The 13612-nt window shown below is 51.5% G+C and carries 12 protein-coding genes and 1 pseudogene; 11 read left to right on the forward strand and 2 right to left on the reverse strand.

Annotation, left to right across the window (positions count from 1 at the left end; all coding sequences use genetic code 11):
* The first annotated feature begins 98 nt into the window (after positions 1-98).
* The 3 genes and pseudogenes from metG to FAH67_RS11895 all read left to right on the forward strand — a co-directional run.
* Positions 99-2156: a methionine--tRNA ligase gene (metG, locus tag FAH67_RS09360; RefSeq protein ID WP_039864165.1), complete on the forward strand. Its 2058-nt coding sequence runs from the start codon at positions 99-101 to the stop codon at positions 2154-2156.
* Positions 2157-2179: 23 nt separating this feature from the next.
* Positions 2180-2374: a hypothetical protein gene (locus tag FAH67_RS09365; RefSeq protein WP_003681140.1), complete on the forward strand. Its 195-nt coding sequence runs from the start codon at positions 2180-2182 to the stop codon at positions 2372-2374.
* 76 nt (positions 2375-2450) lie between these two features.
* Positions 2451-2576 (forward strand): annotated as a pseudogene (locus FAH67_RS11895) (IS5/IS1182 family transposase); the annotation flags it as partial.
* A gap of 11 nt (positions 2577-2587) precedes the next feature.
* On the opposite strand, the gene rsgA reads toward FAH67_RS11895, so the two are convergent.
* Positions 2588-3454, reverse strand: coding sequence for a ribosome small subunit-dependent GTPase A (gene rsgA, locus FAH67_RS09370; RefSeq protein WP_003681138.1), 867 nt, complete (start codon positions 3452-3454; stop codon positions 2588-2590).
* Positions 3455-3604: 150 nt separating this feature from the next.
* On the opposite strand from rsgA, the gene FAH67_RS09375 reads away from it, so the two are divergent.
* The 5 genes from FAH67_RS09375 to FAH67_RS09395 all read left to right on the forward strand — a co-directional run bounded on the left by FAH67_RS09375 (position 3605) and on the right by FAH67_RS09395 (position 8450).
* Positions 3605-4222 (forward strand): tellurite resistance TerB family protein, encoded by a 618-nt coding sequence (locus FAH67_RS09375; RefSeq protein ID WP_039864163.1) that lies wholly within the window; start codon positions 3605-3607, stop codon positions 4220-4222.
* A 99-nt stretch (positions 4223-4321) separates the two neighbouring features.
* A complete protein-coding gene (locus FAH67_RS09380; RefSeq protein ID WP_003681134.1) occupies positions 4322-5242 on the forward strand; it encodes a patatin-like phospholipase family protein in 921 nt (306 codons plus the stop codon).
* 109 nt (positions 5243-5351) lie between these two features.
* The gene (locus FAH67_RS09385; protein ID WP_003681132.1) at positions 5352-7208 is read left to right on the forward strand and encodes a ribonuclease catalytic domain-containing protein; all 1857 of its coding nucleotides are present in this window, start codon (positions 5352-5354) and stop codon (positions 7206-7208) included.
* A 134-nt stretch (positions 7209-7342) separates the two neighbouring features.
* The gene (locus tag FAH67_RS09390; RefSeq protein WP_003681131.1) at positions 7343-7570 is read left to right on the forward strand and encodes an exodeoxyribonuclease VII small subunit; all 228 of its coding nucleotides are present in this window, start codon (positions 7343-7345) and stop codon (positions 7568-7570) included.
* The gene (locus tag FAH67_RS09395; RefSeq protein ID WP_003681130.1) at positions 7554-8450 is read left to right on the forward strand and encodes a polyprenyl synthetase family protein; all 897 of its coding nucleotides are present in this window, start codon (positions 7554-7556) and stop codon (positions 8448-8450) included. The genes FAH67_RS09390 and FAH67_RS09395 overlap by 17 nt, the downstream gene beginning before the upstream one ends.
* A gap of 156 nt (positions 8451-8606) precedes the next feature.
* On the opposite strand, the gene ftsY is transcribed toward FAH67_RS09395, so the two are convergent.
* Positions 8607-9893, reverse strand: coding sequence for a signal recognition particle-docking protein FtsY (gene ftsY / locus FAH67_RS09400; RefSeq protein WP_112890870.1), 1287 nt, complete (start codon positions 9891-9893; stop codon positions 8607-8609).
* A gap of 743 nt (positions 9894-10636) precedes the next feature.
* On the opposite strand from ftsY, the gene msrAB reads away from it, so the two are divergent.
* The 3 genes from msrAB to FAH67_RS11905 all read left to right on the forward strand — a co-directional run bounded on the left by msrAB (position 10637) and on the right by FAH67_RS11905 (position 13206).
* On the forward strand, positions 10637-12205 hold the full coding sequence (msrAB, locus tag FAH67_RS09410) for a bifunctional peptide-methionine (S)-S-oxide reductase MsrA/peptide-methionine (R)-S-oxide reductase MsrB (protein WP_003681128.1): 1569 nt from the start codon (positions 10637-10639) through the stop codon (positions 12203-12205).
* A gap of 237 nt (positions 12206-12442) precedes the next feature.
* A complete protein-coding gene (locus FAH67_RS11900; protein WP_208648186.1) occupies positions 12443-12706 on the forward strand; it encodes a transposase in 264 nt (87 codons plus the stop codon).
* A 17-nt stretch (positions 12707-12723) separates the two neighbouring features.
* Positions 12724-13206 (forward strand): IS5 family transposase, encoded by a 483-nt coding sequence (locus FAH67_RS11905; RefSeq protein ID WP_112890727.1) that lies wholly within the window; start codon positions 12724-12726, stop codon positions 13204-13206.
* Positions 13207-13612 lie beyond the last annotated feature (406 nt).

The raw sequence follows: 13612 nt of genomic DNA on the forward strand, positions 1-13612 counted from the left end.
GTCTGAAATACCGGCAATCGGGTTTCAGACGGCCTTTACGTATTGTTTTGCGGTATAATTCCCGACATCTTTATCCATTGTTTTTAAAAGCACAAACCATGACACGCAAAATCCTTGTCACTTCCGCGCTGCCGTATGCCAACGGCAGCATCCACCTCGGCCACATGGTCGAACACATCCAAACCGACATTTGGGTACGCTTCCAAAAACTGCGCGGCCACGAATGCCACTACTGCTGCGCCGACGACACCCACGGCACACCCGTGATGCTTGCCGCGCAAAAACAAGGCATCGCGCCCGAAGACATGATTGCCAAAGTGCGCGAAGAACACCTCGCCGACTTTACCGGCTTTTTCATCGGCTACGACAATTATTACAGCACCCATTCTCCTGAAAACAAACAGTTTTCCCAAGACATTTACCGTGCACTGAAAGCCGACGGCAAAATCGAGAGCCGCGTCATCGAGCAGCTTTTCGACCCTGAAAAACAAATGTTTCTGCCCGACCGCTTCGTCAAAGGCGAATGCCCGAAATGCCACGCCAAAGACCAATACGGCGACAACTGCGAAGTCTGCGGCACGACCTATTCCCCGACCGAACTGATCAACCCGTATTCTGCCGTTTCCGGTGCCAAACCCGAATTGCGCGAATCCGAACACTTCTTCTTCAAACTGGGCGAATGCGCCGACTTCCTCAAAGCATGGACTTCCGGCAACAACCCGCACGACGGCAAGCCCCATCTGCAACCGGAAGCCCTCAACAAAATGAAAGAATGGCTGGGCGAAGACGGAGAAACCACCCTGTCCGACTGGGACATTTCCCGCGACGCGCCGTATTTCGGCTTTGAAATCCCCGACGCGCCGGGCAAATACTTCTACGTCTGGCTGGACGCGCCCGTCGGCTACATGGCATCGTTTAAAAACCTGTGCGACCGCATCGGCGTCGATTTCGACGAATACTTCAAAGCCGGCAGCCAAACCGAGATGTACCACTTCATCGGCAAAGACATCCTCTATTTCCACGCCCTGTTCTGGCCTGCCATGCTGCATTTCTCCGGCCACCGCGCCCCGACCGGCGTGTACGCACACGGCTTTTTGACCGTGGACGGACAAAAAATGTCCAAATCGCGCGGCACGTTTATCACCGCCAAATCCTATTTGGAACAAGGTCTGAACCCTGAGTGGATGCGCTACTACATCGCCGCCAAACTCAACAGCAAAATCGAAGACATCGATTTGAACCTGCAAGACTTTATCAGCCGCGTAAACAGTGACCTCGTCGGCAAATATGTCAATATCGCCGCCCGCGCATCAGGTTTTATCGCCAAACGCTTTGAAGGTCGTCTGAAAGACGTTACCGACAGCGAATTGCTGGCAAAACTTGCTGCCGAAAGCGAGACCATCGCTGAGCAATACGAAAACCGCGAATACGCCCGCGCCCTGCGCGACATCATGGCATTGGCGGACGCAGTGAACGAATACGTCGATGCCAACAAGCCGTGGGAGCTCGCCAAACAAGAAGGTCAAGACGAACGCCTGCACGAAGTATGCAGCGAACTCATCAACGCCTTCACCATGCTGACCGCCTACCTCGCCCCCGTGTTGCCGCAAACCGCCGCCAACGCCGCGCGTTTCCTCAATCTGGACGCGATTACCTGGGCGAACACAAGGGTAACCTTGGGCGAACACGCCATCAACAAATACGAACATTTAATGCAACGAGTGGAGCAAAAACAAGTGGACGATTTAATCGAAGCCAACAAACAAAGCATTCAGACGCCCCCCGCGCCTGCCGCCGAAGAGAGCAAATACGAAAAAGTCGCCGAACAGGCCAGCTTTGACGACTTTATGAAAATCGACATGCGCGTCGCCAAAGTATTGAACTGCGAAGCCGTCGAAGGCAGCACCAAACTTTTGAAATTCGATCTCGATTTCGGTTTTGAAAAACGCATCATCTTCTCCGGCATCGCCGCGTCTTACCCAAATCCTGCCGAATTGAACGGCCGCATGGTCATCGCCGTCGCCAACTTCGCCCCACGCAAAATGGCAAAATTCGGCGTATCCGAAGGCATGATCCTCTCCGCCGCCACCGCCGAGGGCAAACTGAAGCTGCTCGATGTTGACGCAGGCGCACAGCCCGGGGATAAAGTGGGCTAAGTATCAAATCTTAAGGAGAAACCATGTTAAACCTTTCCGCACCGGTACTTAAAGAAATTGAGTTGCTTCATGATGCAGGCTTATCGGTTGGCGCTATTGTTGCAGTGTTGCGTCTGAAGTTTCCGGTAGAGCTCCATGATCGGGAGGACAAGAAAATTGAAGAAGCCGTTCTTCTCATGAGCAATCCGCCGCGAAAAGCACCTTCTCTTTCCCGCTAAGGTAGCGATACCGGTTGAAAGGTAAATTTGGTTATGCTTCAACAAAAGGCCGTCTGAAAATTTCAGACGGCCTTTTTATAGTGGATTAAATTTAAATCAGGACAAGGCGACGAAGCCGCAGACAGTACAGATAGTACGGCAAGGCGAGGCAACGCTGTACTGGTTTAAATTTAATCCACTATATTTATCCAAACACTTATTTCCGTTAAAACTTTATCTCAACAGTTCATCGGTAACGCGTTGCAGAAATTCGATGCGCTCGGGTTTGGCCTCGCCTGATTCGGCAGCGGCTTTGACGGCGCAGCCGGGTTCGGCGCGGTGGGTACAGTTGTGGAAACGGCACTGGCCGATAAGGTGGCGCAGGTCGGGGAAGTATTGCAGTAAATCGGCGGCTTGGAGATGGTGCAGGCCGAATTCTTGCAGGCCGGGGGAGTCGATGAGTCGGGTTTCTGCATTCAAATCGTATAGTTGGGCGTGGGTGGTGGTGTGTTTGCCGGAGTCGAGCGCGGTGGAAATGTCGCCGGTTCGGGCGGCTTGGTTGCCGAGTAGGGCGTTGGTCAGGGTGGACTTGCCCATGCCGCTTTGTCCGAGCAGGATGTTGGTTTGCCCTTCTAAAATGGGACGCAGGGTGTCGGCGTTTTCCAATGCGTTGGTTTCGACCACGGGGTAGCCGAGGGTTTCGTAGAATTTGAGTTTCTCGCGCCATTGGGCGGTTTCGGGGAGGTCGGCTTTGTTGAGGACAATGACAGCATCGATGCCGGCCGCTTCGGCTGCGAGGAGGGCGCGTTGCAACAGGGCTTCGCTGGGTGAGGGGCTGGCGGCGGTGACGATGAGCAGTTGGGTAACGTTGGCAGCAATCAGTTTGGTTTTCCACGCGTCTTGGCGGTAGAGCAGGCTTTCGCGCGGAAGATAGTCTTCAATCACGACTTGTTCGCCGTTGATGGGACTGATACGGACGTGGTCGCCGCAGGCGAAATCGACGCGTTTTTTTCGGGTGGTGGCGTCATATGTTTGGCCGTCGAGGGTGCGGACGATATAGCGGCGGCCATAGCTGGTAATGATTTGGGCGGTATCGGTCATGATGGGGTTTATTGTTTGGAATGGTGTGATTGTACCGAAAGTCGGCTATGGCCGTCTGAAAACTTGTTTGCACCTTTTAACTTTCTTTGGCTTGGTTTTTTAGTATTTCTGCCCTATATTTGCAATGTATTTGTTTTCAGGAGATTTTTTATGGATTTCAGTCAGTTGCTCAATCAGGTTTTGGGTGCGGCTCAAAAAGGTGGCAAAGCGGTTGCGGACAGTCCGCTCAATTCTTTCGGCGGCGGCGCGTTGACGGGTGCTTTGGCATCGATGCTGTTGAAAAAGAAAAACACGAAGAAGCTGGTCAAGGCCGGATCAGTCGCCGCTTTGGGTTTTCTGGCTTATAAAGGCTACCAAAACTGGAAACAAAACCGCCAGCAGGACGAATTGCCGCAAAGTGCGTTCCAACCTGCCGGCCTGATTGGTGAAAACCACAGCCGTGTGATTTTGCAAACGATGATTGCGGCGGCGGCTTCAGATGGCCTGATTGACGATGCGGAACGCGCGGCGATTGAGCGTGAAAGCGGCAGCGATGCGGAAACGGCGACATGGCTGCAGGCTGAATATGCGCAACCGGCCTCTATCAAGCAAATTGCCGCTTCTGTCGGCAGCGACGAGGCTTTGGCAGCTGAAACTTATCTGGCGGCCAGATTAGTCTGTGCGGATTTGTCGCGCAAGGAAATCGTGTTCCTGAGCCGTTTGTCCCAAGCTTTGAATTTGGACGACCAACTGGTCGAAAGCTTGGAAAAACAGCTCGAATTGGCTTAAGCTTGATTTAAAAGGCCGTCTGAAACCTAATTTCAGACGGCCTTTCGACTTCATTTCGGAGTAAAATAACCCTTTCGACATATTAAAGGCTGTCTGAACATGAATAAACTTTTTTCCACATTTAAAACGTTTTTAGCCGCTTCGTCCGTCTTGGTATTGGCTGCCTGTCCGAGTGGCAACGCGCCGCAATCCAAACCTTCTACGCAGGGTCAAAATACGGTTTCGCGTCCTGCACCCAAACCGAAAGCCACAGTTGCGCTGGCTTTGGGCGGCGGCGCGTCCAAAGGCTTTGCCCATATCGGGATTATTAAGGTTTTGAAAGAAAACAATATTCCGATCAAAATTGTTACCGGCACATCCGCAGGCTCGATTGTCGGCAGTATGTACGCTTCGGGAATGTCGCCCGACCGCCTCGAATTGGAAGCGGAAATTTTGGGTAAAACCGATTTGGTGGATTTGACCTTGTCCACCAGCGGCTTCATCAAAGGCGAAAAACTGCAAAACTACATCAACCGCAAAGTCGGCAACCGCCTGATGCAGCAGTTCCCCATCAAATTTGCCGCCGTTGCGACTGATTTTGAAAGCGGCAAACCGGTGGTGTTCAACGTCGGCAATGCCGGACAGGCCGTCCGCGCTTCCGCTTCGATTCCGAACGTGTTCCAACCAGTCGTCATCGGCAACCGCAAATATGTAGACGGCGGCCTGTCGCAACCCGTACCAGTCAGCGCGGCGAAAAAAATGGGCGCAAACTTCATCATTGCCGTCGACATTTCCGCACGTCCGGCCAAAAATGTCAGCCAAGGCATGTTCTCCTATCTTGACCAAACCTTCAACGTAATGAGTCAAACTGCGTTGCGCCAAGAATTGGGACAAGCCAATGTGGTCATCAAACCGCAGGTTTTGGAGCTGGGTTCGGTTGGCGGTTTTGACCAAAAACAACGCGCCATCCAATTGGGCGAACAGGCCGCACGCGCCGCCCTGCCTGAAATCAAACGCAAACTGGCAGCATATCAGTATTAATCATCCGCCGTTTAAACAGGCCGTCTGAAAGTATGTTTTTTCAGACGGCCTTTCTTGTGCAAATCTGCTAAAATCACGCGTTTCCTACAAATCATAAAATCCTAAAAAAATGAATATCTTTTACGAAGAGTCCGGCCAATTCAAAGTTGCCTCCATCGTCCAAAAAAACGACGCCACCTACCAAGTCGATACCCAACACGGCAAGCGCACCAAAGTGAAGGCAAACAACGTCTTTGCCGAGTTTGACGGCGATATGGCGGCGTTTTTGGAAAACGCGCAGGCACAGGCGGCGGACATCGACACCGATTTATTGTGGGAAGTATGCGGCAAAGAGGAATTTACCGCCGAAGCCATCGCCGAAGAATATTACGGCCATGCGCCGACCAAAACCGAGCTGGCGGCGACTTTGATTGCGCTGTACGCCGCGCCGATGTATTTCTACAAAAAAGCCAAAGGCGTGTTCAAAGCCGCGCCCGAAGAAACCTTAAAACAAGCGCTTGCCGCCATCGAACGCAAAAAACAACAAGACGCGCAAATCGACGCTTGGGCGGAAGCCTTGAAACGCGGCGAGATGCCGTCTGAAATCGCGGCGGATTTGAAAACCATCCTGCACGCGCCCGACAAGCAGTCGCTGACCTACAAAGCCTTTACCAAAGCCGCCGACGCGCTGAAAACCTCCGCCTACGAACTGGCGAAAAAAACAGGCGGCATTACGTCCATTCCCCAATACCTGCAAGACGGTTTTGAAATCAAATACTTCCCCAAAGGAACAGGCTTCCCCGACCTTCCCTTTCCCGAAATGCCCGACTTGCCCAAGGCCGACGTTACCGCCTTTTCCATTGACGACGAATCGACTACCGAAGTCGATGACGCTTTAAGCCTGACCGACTTGGGCAACGGCACGAAACGCGTCGGTATCCACATTGCCGCGCCGTCGCTTGCCATCGCGCCAGGCGGCGGAATGGAACAAATCATTATGCAGCGGTTAAGCACGGTTTATTTTCCCAACGGCAAAATCACTATGCTGCCCGAAAACTGGATAGTCGCGTTCAGTCTCGATGCGGGCGCGTACCGTCCCGCCGTCAGCATTTATTTCGATGTGGACAGCGACTTCAACGCCGGCGAGCCGACCTGCAAAATCGAAGCCGTCAACATCTCCGAAAACCTGCGCATCCAAGCCATCGAGCCGCATTTCAACGCCGAAGCAGGCTTGGACGAAGCCGGCGAAATGATGTTTGCCCACCATCAAGACCTGATTTGGTTCTATCAATTCGCCGTCGCCCTGCAAAAAGCGCGCGGCAAATACGAACCCGACCGCGCGCCGCAATACGATTACAGCATCGAATTGAATGAAGAAGGCAAGGTATCCGTCGTCCGCCGCGAACGCGGTTCGCCCATCGATACGCTGGTCAGCGAGATGATGATTCTTGCCAACAGCACTTGGGCGCAAATGCTCCACGACAACGACCTGCCCAGCCTTTTCCGCGTCCAACCGGCAGGCAAAGTGCGTATGAGCACCAAATCCGAGCCGCACATCGGTATGGGCGTGCAGCATTACGGCTGGTTTACCTCGCCGCTGCGCCGCGCCGCCGACTACATCAACCAAAAGCAGCTGATCAGCCTGATAGACGACTCCGCCGAGCCGCTGTATCAAAACAGCGATGCCGAACTCTTCGCCGCGCTACGCGACTTCGATGCCGCCTATACCGCCTACGCCGATTTCCAACGCCAAATGGAAGCCTACTGGAGCCTCGTCTATCTGCAACAGCAAGGCACGAGCGAGCTGACGGCCACCATCCTCAAAGAAGACCTCGTCCGCATCGAAGGCCTGCCGCTGGCAACGCGCGCGACCGGTATTCCGTTTGACGCGCTGCCCAAATCGCAGGCATTGTTCAAAATCACTGAATTGGATGCCGAGAAGCAGTTTATCGCGCTCAACTATCAAAAAGCCGTTTTACCGGGCTGATAACGTTATTCCGTTTGAAAAAGGCCGTCTGAACAAAGAAACAGAAATCTTTGATTTCGTTTTCACCCCTGTTCAGACGGCCTTAATCATCTAAAAATGCTACAATTCCCCTTTTCTGCCCATCATTTCAAACCATGAAAAAAAACGCCCCCCAATCCTTTGAAGAAGCCTTATCCCGCCTCGAAACCCTGACCCAGGCCATGCAAAGCAGCGAAATGCCGCTGGAAGACGCTCTGGCCGCCTATCAGGAAGGCAACGAATTGGTCAGATACTGCCAAACCAAATTGGCGGAAGTCGAGCAGAAACTGCAAGTCTTGGATGCCGGCGAACTGAAGGAGTTGAATCTTGAACCCGGCGAATGAACTCAAAACATGGCAGCAAAAAGCCCAAGCGCAAACCGAATTGCTGCTGGTGCATTTTTTGCCGTCTGAAAGCCAAGTTCCGCACACGCTTCACGAAGCCATGCGTTACGTTACCCTCGGCGGCGGCAAACGGCTGCGCCCGCTCTTGGTGCTTGCCGCGTCCGAATTGGGCGAAGCAAACCAAAACGCCGTCGAGCAGGCCATGGCTGCCATCGAAATGGTGCACGTCTATTCGTTGGTTCACGACGATATGCCGGCGATGGACAATGACAGCCTGCGCCGCGGCAAACCGACCTGCCATGTGCAATACGATGAAGCAACCGCCCTTTTGGTCGGCGATGCGCTGCAAACCCAAGCCTTTGATGTACTGAGCCGTCCGACAGGCCTACCTGCCGAACGCCAGCTTGCCATGTTGTCCACGCTGGCCCAAGCATCCGGCAGCCTCGGTATGGCGGGCGGACAAGCCATCGACCTTGCCAATGTCGGCAAAGCCATGAATCAGGCCGAATTGGAACAGATGCACAGCCTCAAAACCGGCGCACTCATCCGCGCGGCCGTGGCCTTAGGCGCACTTTCCTGCCCAGACTTAACACCGGCGCAAATCCAAACCTTAGACCACTACGCCGCCAAATTAGGTTTGGCTTTCCAAGTGATCGACGATGTATTGGACTGCGAAGCCGATACCGCTACCTTGGGCAAAACAGCCGGTAAAGACTCGGACAACGACAAACCGACCTACGTCAAACTAATGGGCCTGCACGCCGCGCGTACTTACGCAGAGACGCTGATTACAGAAGCCGTTGCCCTGATCGAGCCATTCGGCGACAAAGCCCTGCGCCTGCGCCAACTGGCAGAGTTTGTTACTGCACGGAAAAACTAAACCTGCAAATAAATGAAGGCCGTCTGAAACCTGATTTTAGGTTTCAGACGGCCTTTTTAACAGCCTGTTTGGCTTAGGTATCCCATACCGAATACAGAGCCTTCAAAGTGCATGAAACACCCCACAAACTGCGTTTACAAACCTCAGCCTATCTGTTTAATCCAATAGAGCATCCACAAACGCTTTGGCATTAAACGGGCGCAAATCGTCTATGCCTTCGCCCACGCCGATGTAGCGGACAGGAACTGAGCGGTCGGAGGCAAGCGCGGCAAGGATACCGCCTTTTGCCGTGCCGTCTAGCTTGGTAACGATTAAACCGGTCAGCCCCAATGCGTCGTCAAAGGCTTTGACTTGGTTGACGGCGTTTTGCCCGATATTGGCATCAAGCACGACGATGATTTCGTGCGGCGCGTCGGGCATGGCTTTTTGCAGTACGCGCTTCACTTTTTTGATTTCTTCCATCAAATGAAGCTGCGTGGGCAGGCGGCCGGCGGTGTCGGCAAGCACAATGTCGATGCCGCGCGCTTTGGCGGCTTGGACGGCATCGAAGCAGACGGCGGCGGAATCGCCCGTGGTTTGCGAAATCACGGTTACGTTGTTGCGCTCGCCCCAAGCCTGAAGCTGCTCACGCGCGGCGGCGCGGAAAGTATCGCCTGCCGCCAGCAACACGGATTTGCCCTGCGCTTGGAAATATTTGGCGAGTTTGCCGATAGACGTGGTTTTGCCCGCGCCGTTGATACCCGCCAGCATGATGACGAAAGGCTCTTTGGTTTCGGGCAAGACCAATGGTTTTTCCAAGGGCTTAATCAGGTCGTACAAGGCTTCTTTCAACGCTCCGCGCAATTCGTTGCCGTCTTTCAGCCCCTTGAGGCTGACGCGGTTGCGCACGTCTTTCATCAGGTATTCGGTGGCTTCCATGCCCATGTCGCCGGTAATCAGCACGGTTTCCAGCTCTTCGTATAAATCTTCGTCGATTTGCCCGCCGCCGAACACGCCCGCCAGCGATTTCGCCATTTTGTCGCGCGATTTGGTCAGACCTTGTTTCAAACGCGCAGCCCAACCGAGCTTGTGTTCTTCAGTTGTCGCAACGGTTTCCGCAATGGTTTCTTGAACTTGCTCGGCAGCTTCGCTGACGGTTTCAACAACGGCTTCTTTTGCGGATTCAAGGTGTTCCGCTGCTTCTTCAGCAGCTTCAACCACTTCAGACGGCATTTCGGCAACGGCTTCTTGAATCTGCTCGGCAGCTCCGCTAACTGCCTCAACAGCTTCTTCTTTGACTGCTTCAGCCTGTTCTGCCACTTCTTCAGCAGCTTCAGACGGCATTTCGGCGGCGGTTTCTTGAACTTGCTCGGCAGCTTCGCTAACTGCCTCAACAGCTTCTTCTTTGACTGCTTCAGCCTGTTCCGCTGCTTCCTCGACAGCCTCAGCTACTTCAGACGGCATTTCGGCAACGGTTTCTCGAACCTGCTCGGCAGCTTCGCTAACTGCCTTAACAGCTTCTTCTTTGGCTGCTTCAGTCTGTTCCGCTGCTTCCTCGACAGCATCGGCTACTTCAGACGGCATTTCGGCAACGGTTTCTCGAACCTGCTCAACGGTTTCGCTGACGGTTTCAACAACGGCTTCTTTTGCGGATTCAAGGTGTTCCGCTGCTTTTTCAGCCGCTTCAGACGGCGTTTCGGCAACAGCTTCTTTTGCCGCTTCAGACGGCATCGCATCTGCCGCCGTCAGCTCTTCCGCTTTTTCGGCGGTGTTTTCCCAAACCGTTTCAATCGCTTGCGAAACAGCGGTTTCGGCGCGTCCTGCGGCTTCGGCGGCGGTTTCCTGAATGCGGGTTTCTCCTTGGGCGGGCGTTTCCTGTTTTTTCTTGCGTCGGAAGAAGCTGAACATTGAATTTTCCTTTTAATTTTAGAAACTTGAAATAAGCAGTATTGTAACGTATTTTGCGCGGCAAGGTTGTCTGAAAATCCGGACTGTAAGGTTTCGGCATCTCAAACGTCTAATCATATAGTGGATTAACAAAAATCAGGACAAGGCGACGAAGCCGCAGACAGTACAGATAGTACGGAACCGATTCACTTGGTGCTTCAGCACCTTAGAGAATTGTTCTCTTTGAGCCAAGGCGAGGCAACGCCGTACTGGTTTAAATTTAATCCACTATACAAACCGTCCACACAGGAAACATCAAAATGAAACACCGTACTTTCTTTTCCCTTTGCGCCAAGTTCGGCTGCCTGTTTGCGCTGGGCGCGTGTTCGCCCAAAACCGCAGATGCCGGAGCCGCGACCGTGCCGCACACTTTGTCCACTCTAAAAACCGCGGACAACCGCCCCGCCGGTGTTTACTTGAAAAAAGACAAACCGACCCTGATTAAATTTTGGGCGAGCTGGTGTCCTTTGTGTTTGTCCGAACTGGGACAAACCGAAAAATGGGCGCAGGATGCAAAATTCGGTTCTGCCAACCTGATTACCGTCGCGTCTCCGGGCTTTTTGCACGAGAAAAAAGACGGCGACTTCCAAAAATGGTATGCCGGTTTGAACTATCCCAAGCTGCCCGTCGTTACCGACAACGGCGGCACCATCGCCCAAAGCCTGAATATCAGCGTTTACCCCTCGTGGGCGTTAATCGGTAAAGACGGCGACGTGCAGCGCATCGTCAAAGGCAGCATCAACGAAGCGCAGGCATTGGCGTTAATCCGCGACCCGAATGCCGATTTGGGCAGTTTGAAACATTCGTTCTACAAACCCGACACACAGAAAAAGGATTCAAAAATCATGAACACGCGCACCATCTACCTCGCAGGCGGCTGCTTCTGGGGCTTGGAAGCCTATTTCCAACGCATAGACGGCGTGGTTGACGCAGTATCCGGCTACGCCAACGGCAACACGAAAAATCCGAGCTACGAAGACGTGTCCTACCGCCATACGGGGCACGCCGAGACCGTCAAAGTTACCTACGATGCCGACCGCCTCAGCCTCGACGACATCCTGCAATACTATTTCCGCGTCGTCGATCCGACCAGCCTCAACAAACAGGGCAACGACACCGGCACACAATACCGCAGCGGCGTGTACTACACCGATCCCGCCGAAAAAGCCGTCATCGCCGCCGCCCTCAAACGCGAGCAGCAAAAATACAAACTTCCCCTCGTCGTTGAAAACGAGCCGCTGAAAAACTTTTACGATGCCGAGGAATACCATCAGGACTACCTGATTAAAAACCCCAACGGCTACTGCCACATCGACATCCGCAAAGCCGACGAACCGCTGGCGGGCAAAACCCAAACCGCTCCGCAAGGCAAAGGTTTCGACGCGGCAACGTATAAAAAACCCAGCGATGCCGAACTCAAACGCACCCTGACCGAAGAGCAGTACCAAGTTACCCAACACAGCGCGACTGAATACGCCTTCAGCCACGAATACGACCACTTGTTCAAACCCGGCATTTATGTGGACGTTGTCAGCGGCGAACCCTTGTTCAGCTCCGCCGACAAATACGATTCCGGCTGCGGTTGGCCGAGCTTCACGCGCCCGATTGATGCAAAATCCGTTACCGAACACAACGATTTCAGCTACAACATGCGCCGCACCGAAGTCAGAAGCCACGCCGCCGATTCGCACTTGGGACACGTCTTCCCCGACGGCCCGCGCGACAAAGGCGGACTGCGCTACTGCATCAACGGCGCGAGTTTGAAATTCATCCCGCTGGAACAAATGGACGCGGCAGGCTACGGCGCGTTAAAAGGCAAAGTGAAATAACGGATTGAATCGAAAAAGGCCGTCTGAAAAAGATTTCAGACGGCCTTAAATTTATAATTTATTTAGTCATGTCATAAAATGATGCAATAGAAAGTATTAAATACATTACTGATATCAAAATATATTTATTTTTTTATCTCTAATTTCTTTCCATAAATGCAAGCATATAGGAAGCATCGTAAACACTAGAACCGCAAAATTAAGAACCTGTATTCACAAAAATGATAAAATATCTTTATGACTGGAAAATCCTACCCAACAGACTTAACAGATGCCCAATGGCAAGCGATTGAGCCGCATTTTAACCGGCTGCGCCGCTACAAATGGGATAAACGTACATTAGTGAATGCCGTTTTGTACATTACCAAAACAGGTTGCCAATGGCGTATGCTGCCCAATGATTTTCCACCTTATCCAACCGTATGGAGTTTCTATCGCAGAGCCAACCAATCAGGCTTATGGGATAGGATTCTTTTGGCATTGGTTCAAAAAAACGTTTAATCCATCAAAAACAAGCGATGCCGACTTATGCCATTATTGATTCGCAAAGTGTCAAAACAGCTTCCGGCGCACATGATAAAGGTTTTGACGGAGGTAAAAAAATCAAAGGCCGTAAGCGACATATAGCTGTTGATACGTTGGGTAACCTATTGTCTGTTGTGGTTCATGCAGCCAATATCCATGACACAAAAGCAGGTATTTTTGTAGCAAAAAAAGCGTTTGAGACCTATCCGGGTTTAAAAGGTTTCTGTGCAGACGCAGGTTATCGGAATACATTTGAGCGCGAAGTATCGGAGCAATTGGGTTTAACTGTTGAGATTTCAAAGAAAATTCAAGATATTTCTTGGCATATTCTGCCCAAACGTTGGATTGTAGAACGAACGTTTGCATGGTTAGGTTGGTCTCGACGTTTGGCAAAAGATTTTGAGCAGACGAATTTATCTGCTGAAAATTTTGTCAAACTAGGGTATATTTCACAAATATTAAAATTTATCAAATAGTTGTTTGTGAATACAGGTTCTAAAACATAAAAGAACGAGATATCCTTTAGAACTATCTTTCCAAAAGGGTATAAAAAAACTTGTATATATCGAGAATCCAATTAGAAAAGAGACAATGCTATTTAAAACATCAATAATTCTTGCCTCTATTTGAATAGAAACAAGATACGGAAAATTACATAATTGTAGAAACCTAAGAAAATGAAGATATGCCAATAATACATATATTGGAGTCAAACCCATGAAAGTATCAAATATATTTTTAAAAGGAATTTTTCCATGAAAATGTAATATGCTGACTAACAAGCCGATTGGTAACTATACAATCAAATTTTCCTTACTTGGTAAATATTTAAACATTTAAAACTTTCTTCATCATTTTCATACTATATATTTAATTCAAAAA

This window comes from Neisseria flavescens (assembly GCF_005221285.1).
GTDB classification, from domain to species: domain Bacteria; phylum Pseudomonadota; class Gammaproteobacteria; order Burkholderiales; family Neisseriaceae; genus Neisseria; species Neisseria flavescens.